This window comes from Kytococcus schroeteri (assembly GCF_002847825.1).
GTDB classification, from domain to species: domain Bacteria; phylum Actinomycetota; class Actinomycetes; order Actinomycetales; family Dermatophilaceae; genus Kytococcus; species Kytococcus schroeteri.
Window position 1 is genome coordinate 1 of sequence record NZ_PKIZ01000030.1, and the last position, 14,655, is coordinate 14,655.

General features: G+C 73.4%; 11 protein-coding genes. 8 read left to right on the forward strand and 3 right to left on the reverse strand.

Translation table 11 applies throughout. The features are described 5' to 3' along the window. Nucleotides 1-1,669 (reverse strand): HNH endonuclease signature motif containing protein (locus CYJ76_RS11080; protein WP_144043085.1); only part of this gene is annotated, 1,669 nt, incomplete at its 3' end. A gap of 210 nt (nt 1,670-1,879) precedes the next feature. Here CYJ76_RS11080 and CYJ76_RS11085 point away from each other — a divergent pair. The 3 genes from CYJ76_RS11085 (at nt 1,880) to CYJ76_RS11095 (ending at nt 6,175) form a co-directional block, all read left to right on the forward strand. After that, complete coding sequence (locus CYJ76_RS11085; RefSeq protein WP_101850115.1) at nt 1,880-3,430, forward strand: long-chain-fatty-acid--CoA ligase; 1,551 nt, start codon at nt 1,880-1,882, stop codon at nt 3,428-3,430. Nucleotides 3,431-3,586: 156 nt separating this feature from the next. Continuing rightward, nucleotides 3,587-5,533: an acetate--CoA ligase gene (acs, locus tag CYJ76_RS11090; protein ID WP_101850116.1), complete on the forward strand. Its 1,947-nt coding sequence runs from the start codon at nt 3,587-3,589 to the stop codon at nt 5,531-5,533. Nucleotides 5,534-5,713: 180 nt separating this feature from the next. Next, a complete protein-coding gene (locus tag CYJ76_RS11095; protein ID WP_144043086.1) occupies nt 5,714-6,175 on the forward strand; it encodes a hypothetical protein in 462 nt (153 codons plus the stop codon). 19 nt (nt 6,176-6,194) lie between these two features. On the opposite strand, the gene CYJ76_RS11100 is transcribed toward CYJ76_RS11095, so the two are convergent. After that, the gene (locus CYJ76_RS11100) at nt 6,195-6,953 is read right to left on the reverse strand and encodes a hypothetical protein (protein WP_144043087.1); all 759 of its coding nucleotides are present in this window, start codon (nt 6,951-6,953) and stop codon (nt 6,195-6,197) included. Between the two features lie 90 nt (nt 6,954-7,043). Beyond that, the gene (locus CYJ76_RS11105) at nt 7,044-9,245 is read right to left on the reverse strand and encodes an MMPL family transporter (protein WP_238138233.1); all 2,202 of its coding nucleotides are present in this window, start codon (nt 9,243-9,245) and stop codon (nt 7,044-7,046) included. A gap of 260 nt (nt 9,246-9,505) precedes the next feature. Here CYJ76_RS11105 and CYJ76_RS11110 point away from each other — a divergent pair, with 260 nt between their 5' ends. The 5 genes from CYJ76_RS11110 (at nt 9,506) to CYJ76_RS11130 (ending at nt 14,531) form a co-directional block, all read left to right on the forward strand. Next, nucleotides 9,506-11,326, forward strand: coding sequence for an AMP-dependent synthetase/ligase (locus tag CYJ76_RS11110; protein WP_101850119.1), 1,821 nt, complete (start codon nt 9,506-9,508; stop codon nt 11,324-11,326). Then, nucleotides 11,319-12,443, forward strand: coding sequence for an App1 family protein (locus CYJ76_RS11115; protein ID WP_101850120.1), 1,125 nt, complete (start codon nt 11,319-11,321; stop codon nt 12,441-12,443). The genes CYJ76_RS11110 and CYJ76_RS11115 overlap by 8 nt, the downstream gene beginning before the upstream one ends. Then, nucleotides 12,436-13,380: a DNA-formamidopyrimidine glycosylase family protein gene (locus CYJ76_RS11120; RefSeq protein ID WP_101850121.1), complete on the forward strand. Its 945-nt coding sequence runs from the start codon at nt 12,436-12,438 to the stop codon at nt 13,378-13,380. The genes CYJ76_RS11115 and CYJ76_RS11120 overlap by 8 nt, the downstream gene beginning before the upstream one ends. A 203-nt stretch (nt 13,381-13,583) precedes the next feature. Further along, nucleotides 13,584-13,901: a rhodanese-like domain-containing protein gene (locus CYJ76_RS11125; RefSeq protein ID WP_070705276.1), complete on the forward strand. Its 318-nt coding sequence runs from the start codon at nt 13,584-13,586 to the stop codon at nt 13,899-13,901. Nucleotides 13,902-14,138: 237 nt separating this feature from the next. Continuing rightward, complete coding sequence (locus CYJ76_RS11130; protein WP_070705277.1) at nt 14,139-14,531, forward strand: hypothetical protein; 393 nt, start codon at nt 14,139-14,141, stop codon at nt 14,529-14,531. Nucleotides 14,532-14,655 lie beyond the last annotated feature (124 nt).

Sequence of the window (14,655 nt, forward strand, 5' to 3'; positions counted from 1 at the left end):
CTCGGGGTGGGGTGTCCGTCCTCCATGGTTGTCCGGGTCGTCGTGGGTGGTAGGTGATGGTCCGTGTGCCGTCGGGGTGGGTGTGGATGGTGTGGCCCAGGCGTGGGTCGTCGAGTTGTCGGTGGTGGGGCCCGCACAGGGGGATGGCGTTGGCCAGGTCGGTGGGTCCTCCCCCGGGGTGCAGGACGGTGCCGTCCGGTGCGGTCACGGGGTGCCACGGGTGGGCGTGGTGGATCTGTGTCCAGGCCAGGGGCCGGTCGCAGTCGGCGGCGGCGCAGGTCTCGTAGGAGGCTGCCAGGGCGGTGCGCTGGGAACCGGTGAAGCAGCGGGTCTGCCGGCCGAGGTCGAGTACGACCGAGTCGGTGCCCAGCACGGCCGGGACCAGGCCTGCGGTGGCGGCCATGCGGCGTACCTGCCCGGCGGAGACGACCGCCCCGGTGTCGGTGAGGCCGGCCCGGTCCGTCAGGCCCCGGAGGGTGTCCAGGTCGGTGCGGACGATGAGGATCGCGTTGGTCCTGGTGGTCAGGTGGTCGGCCGGGAGGTGGTCGATGAGCTCGCACAGGGCCCGGCCGCGGGCCTGGTCCCACCACGCCCGGTCATGGCGCGGGTCTGCTCCACCGTTCACGCCCTGCCCGGTCGCCGCGTTCGCCGGGTTCGTCCTGTGCGTCGCGCCGTGCGGGCCGTCGCCACGCCCGCCGGGAGTGGTGCGCCCGGCGGGGGCGCTGAGTCCGCCGGGGGTGGTGCGGCGGGTGGGGCTGGTCAGGGCGTCCAGGGCCTTCTTGAGCATGTGGGCCTGGACCTCGGGCAGGGTGAACCGGCCGCTCCAGGTGCCGTCGTGGTTGTCGACCATCCACAATCGTGTGTTCTCCCACGCGGCCCGTTCACCGGCGGCGACCTGGTCGTCCTCGTACGCGTCGGCCACCGCCGGGGTGATGCCGAGCTCGTCGAGCACCCGGGGTGCGCGGCGCCGCAACCGGGAGGGTGACATCACCGCGGCCCAGTCGGTGAGGACCTCCTCGGCCCGGGCCCGTTGGGTGCCGGTGAGGTCTCCCGGGAGGGCCTGGAGCTGCTCGATGACGATCGCGGCCTGCCGCTCACCGACCCGTCCGGTGTCGCACGCGCCGGCCAGCACCGGGAACCGCGGAACCGGCGCCGTGTCCGTCCCGCCGGTGGCCACACCGTGTCTGCCGGCCCGGTCACCGTCCTCCCCACGCCCGGCCCCGGCCCCGGCCCCGGGCGTGGGGGTGGGGGCACTGTTGCCCAGGGCGTTGGCCAGGGCCTGGTCGCGGCGGGCCTCGCCCTTCTCGCGGTGCCCGGCGCCGGCGACCAGTTGGGCGTCGTCCAGGTGGTGCAGGCCACCGTCCTGCCGGGCGGACCCGACCACGGACACCACCCGGGAGCGCACCCTGGCGGCCCGGTTGGTCACCACCGCGGCGCGGGATGCCAGGCCGCGGGCCCGGTCGGCCGACCACGCCAACGCGCCAGCCGGGGTGGACTCCACCGCCGCGAGTGCTCCCATCAGGGTGTCCAGGGCCGCGTCGACCCGGTCGAACGCAGCATCCACTGCGCCCAACGGGTCCGGGTCCATCGCCTCGGGGGCCGGCGACCCAGCGTCCACCGCCGGGGCCTGCCCCGCCCCGGACCCCACGTCCTGGAACCTGTCGCCCACCACGCCCCCTTCCGACGTGCCCCGTGACCGGACCCCCGTCCGATCAACCACCCCCAGAATAGTACACACAACCTACTCGAAGCAACCCCACCATCGGACATGTGGACGAGTGGCGCCCACCCCGCCCCGTCCACAGCCCTGCCAGCCTGTGCCACCCGTCGAACCCCCACCCCCTCGCGCCCGCAGCCCCGGAGGTGGTCCACTACCCCCATGAACATCGCCAGCCTCCTGCCCCAGACGGCCGCGCAGCACCCCGACGGCACCGCCCTCATCCAGGACGACACGCGCCTCACCTACGCGCAGCTCCACGGCGCCACCGCCGCCGTCGCCGGGTACCTCCGCGCCCGGGGCCTCGGCCCCGGCGACCGGCTGTGCCTCATGCTCCCCAACGTCGTGCCGTTCGTGCCCTTCTACTACGCCGCGCTCTCGCTGGGCGCCGTCGTGGTCCCCATGAACCCCCTGCTGCAGGACCGCGAGATCTCCCACTACCTGAAGGACTCCGGCGCCACGCACGTGGTGGCCCTCGGCGGTGATGCCGGGGCTGCCCTCGGCGGCGACGTCGCCGGCGTGGCCGCCCGCCACGGCGTGACCGCGCACCTCGTGGACCCCGCATCGGGCCTGGCGCCGTTCCTCGGCGACCCGGTCACCGAGGTCGTCGAGAAGAACCCGCAGGACCCGGCGGTGATCCTCTACACCTCCGGCACCACGGGCCGGCCCAAGGGCGCCGAGCTCACCCACGCCAACCTGCTCTCCAACGTGCGCACCACCCAAGAGACCCTCATCCAGGTGGAGCCGGGTGAGGTGGTCATGGGCTGCCTGCCGCTCTTCCACGTGTTCGGCATGACCTGCGCGCTCAACCTGTCCGTGCTCGCCGGTGCCACGCTCACCCTCCTGCCACGCTTCGACGCCGCCACCGCCCTGGCGATGGTGGAGCGCGACCGGGTGGCCGTGTTCGAGGGCGTGCCCACCATGTACGGCGCGATGGTGGCCGCCGCCCGTGCCCGTCGCGAGGCCGGCGAGCCCCCGGTCGACCTGTCCACCCTGCGCACCTGCGTCTCGGGCGGCGCCTCCCTGCCGTTGGACACGATCCGCTCCTTCGAGGACGAGTTCGGCGCCGAGATCCTGGAGGGTTACGGGCTCTCGGAGACCTCCCCGGTGGCCAGCTTCAACCACCCGGGGCGCACCCGCCCGGGCACCATCGGCCACCCGGTGCGGGGTGTGGAGATGCAGGTGGTGGACCCGGTCACCGACCAGCCCGTGGCCACGGGGGAGGCCGGCGAGCTGTGCGTCCGCGGGGAGAACGTCATGGCTGGCTACTGGCGCAACCCCGAGGCCACCGAGCAGGCGGTGCGCGGCGGCTGGTTCCACACCGGGGACCTGGCGACGGTCGACGAGGACGGCTTCTTCCGCATCGTGGACCGGGTCAAGGACATGGTCATCCGCGGCGGCCTCAACGTGTACCCGCGGGAGGTGGAGGAGGTGCTGTACGAGCACCCGGACGTGCTGGAGGCCGCCGTGGTGGGCACCCCGCACCCGGAGCTGGGGGAGGAGGTGACGGCCTTCGTCGTGCCCCGCCCCGGCGTGCTCGGCGCGGGGGACCTCGCCGACGCGGAGTCGCCCGCCGCCCGCGCGCTGGCCGACGCGCTGCGCCAGCACACCCGGGCCCAGCTGGCGGCGTACAAGTACCCGCGCCACGTGCACTTCCTGCCCGAGCTGCCCAAGGGACCCACCGGCAAGATCCTCAAGCGCGAGCTCCACTGAGTGGGACCAGCCCGTCCACAGCCCGATGCGGGAGCCCGTCCCCGGGCGCCGCTCGTCCCCACCCCGCCCCGCCCCGGGCTGCCCGCGCCGTGGCGCCGTGCCTACGCTGTGGGCAGTCACCACCATCGGCGGCCCGCACCGCCACGAGGAGGAACCATGACCCCCGAGCAGCACGCCCCGGGCACCTACGCCCCCCGCGAGGAGTTCACCGCGCAGGCCAACGTGTCGGCCCAGGACGCCGAGCGCGCCGCCGCCGACCGTGAGGCCTTCTGGGCCGAGCAGTCGCGCGCCCTGCTCCCGTGGCGCACGGACTTCACCCAGGTGCTCGACTGGTCCGAGGCCCCCTTCGCCCGCTGGTTCGCCGACGGCGAGCTGAACGCCGCGTATGCCTGCCTGGACCAGCACGTGGAGGCCGGCCGCGGCGACGAGGTGGCCATCCACTGGGTGGGTGAGCCGGAGGACGACACCCGCGACATCACTTGGCGCGAGCTGCTGGAGGAGACCTCCCGCGCCGCCAACGTGCTCACCGACCTGGGCGTCAAGGCCGGCGACCGCGTGGCCATCTACCTGCCGATGATTCCCGAGGCCGTCGTCTCGATGCTGGCGTGCGCCCGCATCGGTGCCACCCACTCGGTGATCTTCGGCGGCTTCGCGCCCAACGCCATCCGGGCCCGCGTCCGTGACGCCGAGGCCACCGTGGTGATCACCGCCGACGGCGGCTACCGCAAGGGCAGGACCAGCGCGCTGAAGCCCAACGTGGACGAGGCGCTGGGCGAGGGCGAGACCACGGTCAAGAAGGTGCTGGTCGTGCGTCGCACCGGCGGGGACGTCGGCTGGCACGACGGCCGCGACCTGTGGTGGCACGAGGCCATGGAGTCGGCCTCCCCGCACCACGAGGCCCAGCCGATGCCGGCCGAGCACCCGCTGTTCATCCTGTACACCTCGGGCACCACGGGCACGCCCAAGGGCATCTTCCACACCACCGGCGGCTACCTCACGCAGGCCGCGTACACCGCCAAGGCCGTGCTGGACCTCAAGCCCGGCCAGGACGTGTACTGGTGCACCGCCGACGTGGGCTGGGTGACCGGCCACTCGTACATCGTCTACGGCCCGATGGCGCTGGGCGTCACCCAGGTGCTCTACGAGGGCACCCCCGACTCCCCGCACAAGGGGCGTTGGTGGGAGGTCGTGGAGAAGTACGGCGTCACCGTGCTCTACACCGCGCCCACCGCCATCCGCGCGTGCATGAAGTGGGGCGACGACATCCCCGCGCGGTACGACCTGTCCTCGCTGCGCCTGCTGGGCAGCGTGGGCGAGCCGATCAACCCCGAGGCGTGGACCTGGTACCGCGACCACATCGGCGGCGGCACGGCCCCCATCGTGGACACCTGGTGGCAGACCGAGACCGGCGCCATGATGATCGCCCCGCTGCCGGGGGTCACCGAGCTGGTGCCCGGGTCGGCGCAGACCCCGGTGCCCGGCATCTCGGTGGACGTCGTCGACGAGGAGGGCCGGTCCGTGGGCAACGGCGAGGGCGGCTACCTCGTGGTCCGCGAGCCGTGGCCGGCCATGCTCCGCGGCGTGTGGGGCGACCCGCAGCGCTTCCGCGACACCTACTGGTCGCGCTTCGAGGGCATGTACTTCGCCGGTGACGGCGCCAAGCGCGACGAGGACGGCAACATCTGGGTGCTCGGCCGCGTGGACGACGTCATGAACGTCTCCGGCCACCGCCTGAGCACCTCGGAGATCGAGTCGGCCCTGGTGAGCCACGACGCCGTGGCCGAGGCCGCCGTGGTGGGTGCCACCGACCCCTCCACCGGCCAGGCCGTGGTGGCCTACGTCATCCTGCGAGGCGAGGCCGCCGAGTCCCGCGGCGAGGGTGGCGACGACGACGCGCTGGTGGCCGACCTGCGCGCCCACGTGAGCAAGGAGATCGGCCCGATCGCCCGTCCGCGGGACATCACGGTCGTGCCGGAGCTGCCCAAGACGCGATCTGGCAAGATCATGCGTCGCCTGCTGCGTGACCTGGCCGAGGGCAAGGAGATCGGTGACGTCACGACGCTGGCGGACCCGTCGGTGATGGATGCGCTCCGTCGCCGCTGACCCCTCGGAGGCCCTATGAACAGCACCCCACGCTGCCTCGGGCGACTCGCGGCAGGGGTGCTGTCCATGGTGCTGCTGGGGGGCTGCAGCGGGGGGGCGGGGACGACACCCCCGACCGCGGAGCCCGTCCCGGTGACCACACCGGGTGACGCGAGCACGCAGACGAGTGACGACGCGCCGGTGTCCATCCCGCCGCGCGCGTCCGAGACGAGGAAGCTGACGCCGCTGGAGTCGCACCAGCGCGTCGGCTTCCTCATGCCCTCGGAGAACGTCGCCTGCCTCATCGAGGAGCAGGGCGTCACCTGCGACATCCGCAACACCAGCTACCAGCACACGGTGGTCAACGCCGCGGACTGCGTGGAGCCGACGGTGGAGCTCTACCGCGACCGCCCGCAGTGGACCTGCTCGCGCAGTTCGCGCTTCGTGGACGCCCAGGTGCGCAACGACGGCGAGTGGGTGCGGCGGGTGCCCGGCGGTGAGGTGGTGCGCATCAACAGCATCCAGCACGCGGTGCTGCCCTACGGCCACCGGCTCGAGGCGTTCGACTTCCGCTGCGTGAGCAAGAAGTCCGGTGTACAGTGCGTGCGGCTCTCGGACCACCGCGGGTTCCGGTTGGCCTCCCAGGACTACGAGCTGTTCTGAGCCGGGGTCGGTCCCGGCGTCAGTCCAGCCCCTCCCGGAGGTCCGGGATGCCCTCGACGTCCGTGACCTCCCCCTGCTCCCCGAAGGGACGGGACGCTGGCTCACCGGAGACCCCGAGCCACGCCTCGTGCTGCTCGAGGCGGTACTCGGCACCCTTCCCCCACTGCGAGGTGCAGTCCTTCCGGTCCCGCCCCTCGGGGCAGAAGGCGTGGGCCACGGCGAGGCGCTCGGTGCCGCTGCGCCAGCCCTGGCGCCAGTCCACGTCCAGTCCGGTGAAGGAGGGCAGGCGGTCGGCGCCCGGGTCCTGCGCCTGCAGCACCAGGTGGATGCGGGTGGGCGGCGTCTCGGCCTGCTCGCCGTCGAAGCAGGCGGCGAGGCGGTCGCCGTAGGACACGACGTGGTCCCGCACCGGCCACCCGGAGCCGTCGCCGGCGGTGGGGTGGTCGCCCAGCTCGTCCGGGTTGAGCGAGGAGTCCACCACGACCCGCTCGAGGGTGAGCCCCTGGGCGCCGACCAGCCGGACGTCCTCCACCCGCACCTCGTCGCGGACCTCCCGCCCCGGACGGCCGATGGTGCACCCGGGCACCTCCACCCACACCAGGCCCGGCACGGCGACGGTCCCGTCCGCCACCCCGTCCACGGCGGTGCGGCTGCCGGCATCGCCCTCGAGCCACACCGGGTCCCGGCCCGGGTCCACCTGCTGCACCACCGTCAGGCCCAGCGCCAGGCCACTCACCACCGCCACTGCTGCCGCGACCTCGCGCGCCCTCTCCCTCATGGGGGGATTTCACCACGCCCACGGGCCCGTGTCGCCGCTCGTGGCCGAACCGTGACGCCGGGGCCCGCGGCGGGTCCGCGCGGGGCGGGGTCAGTCGCGGTCCTCGTCGCCCTGTCCGACCCCGCCGGGGCGGGCGGGCCACCAGACCCGGTCGCCCACGAGGTCGACCACGGCCGGCACCACCACGGTGCGCACCAGCAGGGTGTCCACGAGGATGCCCAGACCCACGATGATGCCCACCTGCGTCAGGGTGATGAGCGGCAGCACGCCGAGCACCACGAACACCGCGGCCAACACGATGCCGGCGCTGGTGATGACCCCGCCGGTGGCCGCGACGGCCCGCACCATCGCCGAGGGGGTGTCGGGGCGCCGGCCGGCCACGAGCTCCTCCCGGGCGCGCACCACGAGGAAGATCGTGTAGTCGATGCCCAGGGCCACCAGGAACAGGAAGGCGTACAGCGGCACGGAGGTGTCCAGCGCCGGGAAGCCGAAGACGTGCTCGCTGAGCAGTGCGCCCGCCCCCATCGCCGCCAACGACCCGATGACGCTGATGAGCACCAGCAGCACCGGTGCCACCAGCGAGCGCAGCACCACCACGAGCACCACCAGCACCATCACCAACATGAGCGGCAGGATCACCGTCATGTCGCGGATCACGCCGGCGCGCTGGTCCACCGCCTGGGCCTCGCTGCCGCCCACCAGGGTGCCAGCGGCGGCACCGGAGGCGGCTTCGCGCACGGACTCCACCACCGATCGCGCCTCGGCGCTGGCGGGGGCGGTGTCCAAGGTCACCTGGACCCGCTGCCAGGTCCGGCCGTCCACGGTGGCGGCCTCGCCCGGGCGGGCGCCGGTCACGCCCTCCACGCCGTCCATCGCGGTGATCACCTCGGCGGTCTCGGGGGCCGGGGGAGTCCCCGGCTGGCCGCCCTCTTGGCCCGCGGGGGGACCCGCCTCGTCCGCACCCGGGGGCGTGCCGGCCTGGTCACCACCCGCCGGCGGACCGTCTCCTGGCTCCCGGGGGGCGGGCGCCTCCTCCACCGGTACCAGCACGTCCAACGGGGTGGCGGCCCCGGCCGGGTAGTGCTCCTCGAGGGTCTCCAACCCGGCCACGGACTCGGCCTCCACCCGGAACTGGTCGGCCTGGGAGAGCCCGATGCGGGTGCCCACCAGGCCCAGCGCCATCGCGCCGAGGACGAGCAGCGAGGCCACGAGCACCGTCGCCGGGCGGCGAACCACGGCGGTGGCGATGCGGTGCCACGGGCCGGACTCGGTGCGGTCGGGCTGGCCGGGGCGGGGAACGAACGGCCAGAACAGGCCACGGCCGCACACCGCCAGCGCTGCCGGCAGCAGGGTGAGCGCAAAGAGCACCGCCACCAGCAGGCCCACGGTGGCGGCCACGCCCAGTGAGCGGGTGGCCGGCTGCACCGCCATCACCAGCAGCGCCAACGTGAGCACCACGGTGAGGTTGCTGGCCCCGATGGCGGGCAGCGCCGCCCGCCACGCACGGGCCAGTGCCCATCGGTGCTCGGGGGTGTCGCGCAGCTCGTCGCGGTAGCGGCTCACCAGCAGGAGGGCGTAGTTGGTGCCGGCACCGAACACCAGCACGCTGGTGATGCCGGAGGTGGACCCGTCGAAGGCCAGGCCGGTGGCCTCGGTGAGGGTTCCGGCCACGAGTGCGGCCACCCGGTCGGCCAGGGCCACCACCACCAGCGGCACCAGCCACAGCACGGGGGAGCGGTAGGTCACCAGCAGCAGCACCGCCACCACGGCCGCAGTCACCAGCAGCAACCGCACGTCGGCCCCGGCGAAGGCGTTGGAGACGTCGGCGGCGAAACCGGCCGCACCGGTCACCTCGGCTGTGGTGTCGGGGGCCAGGTCGTCGGTGGCGTCGCGGAGCGCCTGCACGACTTCCGGGCCGTCGGCGTCCAGGGCGTCGGAGACCACCGGTACCACCAGCAGGGCCGCCTTCCCGTCCTCGCTGGGCAGCGGTCCGGTCACCCGGGCGTCGTCGGGGCGGGCGTCGGCCGGTAGGGCCTCCAGCAGGTCGGGCCCGGTCTTCCCGAGCGCGCCCAGGGTCGCCTCGTCCAGGCGGCCGCCGTCCTCGGTCGTCACGACCACCACGGCGGGGGCGGTGTCACCGCCGGGAAAGCCCTCCAGCACCCGGGAGACCTGGGCGGACTCGGCGTCCTCGGGCAGGGCCGCCGGGGCGTTGGCGCTGCCGGCACCGGGCAGCAGCACCAGCGCGGCCGCGGCCAGGGCCAGCATGAGCAGGGCCACCAGCGGGGCTGTCACGCGGCCGGTCAACCACGTGGCCGGGCCGGTCACCGCCTCGCTGGTGTGGCCCTCCGGCTCTGGCCAGTGGGCGCGGCCCGTGCCCGGTTGCGGACCCTCCTGGGTGGTGGAACCGGTGGGGCGGGGAGCGCGGGTGGCCGATATGACCGGATTCTCTCAGGGTGCCCGCCTCATCCGCGGTGCGAGTCGTGGCCGAATCGTGACCCACACTCCCCGTGCGCCACCCCCGCGGCAGGGGGCGGACAAGTACGCTGCCCCCCATGGCCACGTCGACGATGACCACCTGGTGGAAGGACACTCCGCCGCAGCACCTGCCCGGACTCCTCCACGGCACCGCGGCCGAGTTCCCCGACCGCGTGCTGGTGAACCGCCGCCAGGGCCAGACCTGGGTGGACCTCACCGCGCAGCAGTTCCTCGACCACGTCAACAGCGTGGCCCGCGGGCTGGTGGCTGCCGGCGTGGAGCCCGAGGACCGCGTGGTGCTCATGGGCAAGACGCGCTACGAGTGGGCGCTGCTCGACTTCGCCATCCTCTCCACCGGGGCCGTCACGGTGCCGGTGTACGAGACCAGCTCGACCGACCAGCTGGCCTGGATCATGGAGAACTCCCGCGTCACCTGGGCGCTCGTGGAGTCCGATGCGATGGCGGCCACCGCCCGCGCGGCGGCCGCAGCGGCCGGCACGGAGCTCCAGGGTGTCTGGGCCATGGACGGGAAGGTCACCGAGGACCTCGACCAGCTCATCGCCGGCGGCGCCGAGGTGGAGCAGGCCGAGATCGACCGCCGCTGCGAGGGCCTGCAGCCGGAGACGCTCGCCACCCTCATCTACACCTCGGGCACCACGGGCCGCCCGAAGGCGTGCATGCTGCCGCACCGCGCCTTCATCGACGAGGTGACCGCCGCCTACGAGGGCCTGCCGGAGCTCTTCGAGGACGAGGCCTCCACCCTGCTCTTCCTGCCGCTCGCGCACGTCTTCGGCCGCATGGTGCACTTCGCCGTCATCGGCGCCGGCGCCCGCACGGGCCACTCCGACATCGCCCGCGTCACCAAGGACCTGCCGGTCTTCAGGCCCACCTTCGTGCTCGCCGTGCCGCGTGTCTTCGAGAAGATCTACGAGTCGGCGCACCTCAAGGCCACCCGTGCGGGGCGCGGCAAGGTGTTCGAGGCGGCCACGAAGGTGGCCATCGCCTACTCGCGTGCCCTGGACTCCGGCCGCGTGCCGGTGGTGCTGCGCGCCCGCCACGCCCTGTTCGACCGTCTCGTCTACCGCAAGGTGCAGGCGGCGTTCGGTGGGCAGCTGGCGTGGGCCATCTCCGGCGGTGCCGCCCTGGGGGAGCGCCTGGGCCATTACTTCCGCGGCATGGGCGTGAACGTCCTGGAGGGCTGGGGCCTCACGGAGACCTCCGCGGCGGCCGCGGTGAACCGCCCCTCGATGCAGAAGATCGGCACCGTGGGCGTGCCGCTGCCCGGGTTCGAGGCCCGTCTGGACGCCGAGGGCGTCATCCAGGTGCGGGGCGGCCACGTGTTCACCGGCTACGAGAACAACGCCGAGGCCACCGCCGAGGTGCTGGCCGACGACGGCTGGTTCTCCACCGGCGACCTGGGTCAGGTGGACGAGGACGGCTACCTGCGCATCATCGGCCGGGCCAAGGACATCCTCGTGACGGCGGCCGGCAAGAACGTGGCCCCCGGCCCGCTGGAGGACATCCTCCGCGGCGACCGGCTGGTGAGCCAGGCGATGGTGGTGGGCGACGGACGCCCCACGGTGATGGCCCTGGTGACCCTCGACGAGGAGCAGGTCCCCGAGTGGCTCAAGGAGCACCACCGCGAGGTCGTGCCGGTGTCCGAGCTGGTGGACGACCCGCAGGTGCGCGAGGTGGTGCAGCGTGCCGTGGACCGCGCCAACTGGTCGGTGAGCAAGGCCGAGGCCATCAAGAAGTTCACCATCCTGCCGCGGGACTTCTCGCTGGAGGAGGAGGAGATCACCAACTCCCTCAAGGTGCGCCGCCACGTGGTGATGGAGCACTTCGCGCAGGAGATCGAGGCGATGTACGGCAAGAACACCTCCCCGTTCCGTGACTGACCAGCAGCTGGCCACGGCCAAGCCGCACTACGCGGCGCGCTGGGAGAACCGCATACGCGGCCGGGTGGCTGACGTGCTGCGCTCCCGGGGCTGGCTGCCCCACCCGGCGGCGTTCACCGGGTACGGGACCACCGAGGCCGCCCGCGTCTACGCGCGGATCCAGCTGCGCCGCCCGGAGCGTCCGGGCGCCCTGCCGGCGACGGTGGCCGACGTGCAGCAGTTCCTCACCCGCCGCGGGTGGCGGGCCTTCGTCAGCGCCCCCGATGCGGGGGTGCCCGTCAAGGTCACGCTGGGTGCGGCCACGATCATGGCCCGCGCCGACCGGGGCGGCTACGTGGAGCAGGTCGTCGGTGGCCACGGCCTGCCGCCGGGCACGCACCGGGTGACCTTCGAGTGCCCGGGCGGGGCCACCGCGGAGGCGGACGTGCACATCGCCGACCCGGCTGCCCGCATCGGGTTGGTGAGCGACATCGACGACACGGTGATCAGCACGCACCTGCCGCGCCCCCTCATCGCGGCGTGGAACACCTTCGTGCTCACCGAGCAGGCGCGCACGGTGGTGCCGGGCATGGCCGACGCCTACCGGGCGGTGCTGTCCGCGCACCCGGGGGCGCCGGTCTTCTACCTCTCCACGGGCGCGTGGAACACCCAGCCGTTCCTGCACCGCTTCCTGCGCCGCCACGACCTCCCGGCCGGCGCCCTGCTGCTCACCGACTGGGGCCCCACCAACACGGGGTGGTTCCGCTCCGGGCGCGAGCACAAGACCCGCCACCTGCAGCGCCTGGCCCGCGAGTTCCCGGACGTGCGCTGGGTGCTCGTGGGCGACGACGGCCAGCACGACCCGGCCATCTACGACGAGTTCGCCGATGCCCACCCGGGGCACGTGGCGGCCATCGCCATCCGGCAGCTCACCGTCATCGAACAGACGCTGAGCCGGGGCCTGCCCATCGCCCTCGCCGAGCTGGTGCGCAAGCACCGTGGGCGGGTGCCGGTCCTCGCCGCGGGCGACGGGTTCGGGCTGCTGCCGCAGCTGCTGCGCGCTGTGGGTGGCCGCGCCGAGGGGGGCGCGCCGGCCCCCGGGGAGCCGCGCGCTGCGGTGGAGGGCCCGCGTGCCTGAGCTGCCCGAGGTGGAGGGCCTGGCCGTCTCGTTGGGCGAGCGGCTGGCCGACCGCGTGGTGGCCGACGTGGCGCTGGCCAGCTTCAGCGCGCTCAAGACGGTGGACGTGCTGCCGCAGTCGCTGCACGGGCGGCCGGTGGACGGGGTCCGCCGTTACGGCAAGCTGCTGGACGTGGTGGTGGACGGCACCCACGTGGTGGTGCACCTCATGCGTGCCGGGTGGGTGCAGTGGCACGAGCAGGTGCCGCGCACGCGCCTGCGGCCGGGCGGGAAGTCGCCGGTGGCGCTGCGGGTGACGCTCGACGACGGCTCGGGCTTCGACCTCACCGAGGCCGGCACCCGCAAGGGTCTGTCGGTGTGGATGACCGACGACCTCACCACCGTGGAGCAGCTCACCTCGCTCGGGCCCGATGCGGTGAGCCTGCGCCCGCCGCTGGAGTCGCCGCCGCTGGTGGCCGTGGACACCGCCACCGGGGAGGTGGGTGTCACCGCGTCGACCACGGCGGAGGAGCGGCACTTGTTCTGGGCCGGCGTGCTGGCCGACCGGCGCACGCAGGTGAAGCGGGTGCTGCGTGACCAGTCGGTGGTGAGCGGCATCGGTAACGGGTGGTCCGACGAGGTGCTGCACACGGCGCGGCTCAGCCCGTTCGCGCTGGGGGCGAGCCTGGGCGCCGACGAGGTGGGGCGGTTGGCCGAGGCGGTGCACGGGGTGCTGGTGGCGGCCACCGAGCGGGCCGTGGGGTCGGCGCCCGAGGAGCTCAAGGACGGTAAGCGTGGCGGCATGGCTGTGCACGGGCGCACCGGGGAGGCGTGCCCGGTGTGCGGCGACGTGGTGCGCGAGGTGACCTACGCCGACAGCTCGCTGCAGTACTGCGCCACCTGCCAGACCGGCGGGCAGGTGCTGGCCGACCGGAGCACGAGCAGGTTCGTCAAGTAGCCGGCCCGGGCGCGGGTTGCCGGGCACAGACTGCCGGGAGCAGCCCGAGGGGCAACCGGTCGACCCCTGCGACGCACCGTGGGCAACCGGTTGACCCCTGCGGCGCACCGTGGGCAACCGGTTGACCCCGCGACAGTCACCAGGTCAACCGGTTGCCCACGGTGGGCGGGGCATGCGGCCGGCGCACCTGCGATGCTGGGGGCATGGAGAACATCACCCCGCAGGACCTGTCCGACGACGCCGTGGTGCTGGACGTGCGCGAGCCCGACGAGTGGGCGGCCGGCCACGCGCCGAACGCCGTGCACATCCCGCTGGGCGACGTGGCCGCCCGCATGGGCGAGCTGCCCGAGACCGACGGCCCGCTGCCGGTGATCTGCCGCTCCGGTGGCCGCTCCGCCCGGGCTGCCCAGTACCTGGAGGCCCAGGGCTACGACGTGGTGAACGTCGACGGCGGCATGCGCCTGTGGGGCGAGCAGGGCAAGGCGATGGTGGCCGACTCCGGGGAGCCGCAGGTCATCTGACGGGCCGCCGGGCCGCAGGACTCTCCGGGTTCCGCACAGTTCTCCGGAAACCTTCGCCGCACCTCCGGCCCACCCCTCGATGACGCCTCCGTACTGCAGAGAACCATCCCGGCTTCCGTGCAGAAGGTGAACAGTTGGCGCGATCTGGGAAGGTGACCACCCTCTGAAGAGAGGTCGTCGTGGTTGTTGAGATTTTTCTTGGGAAGGTGGCCAAGGGTGCTTAGGTCGATATCATGCATGGCTCTTGCCCTGGTGGTTGCCTCGGTTGCCACGGGGTGCTCCTCCTCGTTCGAGGACTCGCTGGTCGCCGAGGCCGAGGATGGCGAGTTCACCGTGGGGAGTTCCTTGGGTGAGGATGCCGGCGACGTCCACGTGGTGTGCCCCTACGACCGGGTGTCCGAATTGGGTCCCGAGGCGAAGGGTGCCTTGTCGGAGGCGGGTTGGTCAGAGACGGACGAGGGGCGTCAGTGGCTGGTGGTCGAGCGGGGGTCCACGGTGCAGGTCGAGGGTCTCTCGCGTGATCGTGTGGACTTCTGTGGGGGTACGGGGCTGGGGACCCTTCAGTCCGAGACCCGGCTCACGGCCTCGCAGGGTGACGGAGGCGTGCTGGTCGTGCGGCGCAAGGGGTGACCTACCACCCCTCGATGACGCGGCCTAGGTGTGATGTCCAGGGACGTTGTTGCGGGACTCGCTGACAGGTGAAGGCCTCCTGTTGCGAGAGTGGAGCTGTCTAAGAACCGCTGCACGCACCTAG

Excerpts from the sequence above, each read along its gene's own strand:
- CYJ76_RS11085 (WP_101850115.1), top strand. The coding sequence starts at position 1,880 with ATGAACATCGCCAGCCTCCTGCCCCAGACGGCCGCGCAGCACCCCGAC.
- CYJ76_RS11130 (WP_070705277.1), top strand. The coding sequence starts at position 14,139 with ATGGCTCTTGCCCTGGTGGTTGCCTCGGTTGCCACGGGGTGCTCCTCC.
- CYJ76_RS11100 (WP_144043087.1), bottom strand. The coding sequence starts at position 6,953 with ATGAGGGAGAGGGCGCGCGAGGTCGCGGCAGCAGTGGCGGTGGTGAGT.
- CYJ76_RS11125 (WP_070705276.1), top strand. The coding sequence starts at position 13,584 with ATGGAGAACATCACCCCGCAGGACCTGTCCGACGACGCCGTGGTGCTG.
- CYJ76_RS11110 (WP_101850119.1), top strand. The coding sequence starts at position 9,506 with ATGGCCACGTCGACGATGACCACCTGGTGGAAGGACACTCCGCCGCAG.
- acs (WP_101850116.1), top strand. The coding sequence starts at position 3,587 with ATGACCCCCGAGCAGCACGCCCCGGGCACCTACGCCCCCCGCGAGGAG.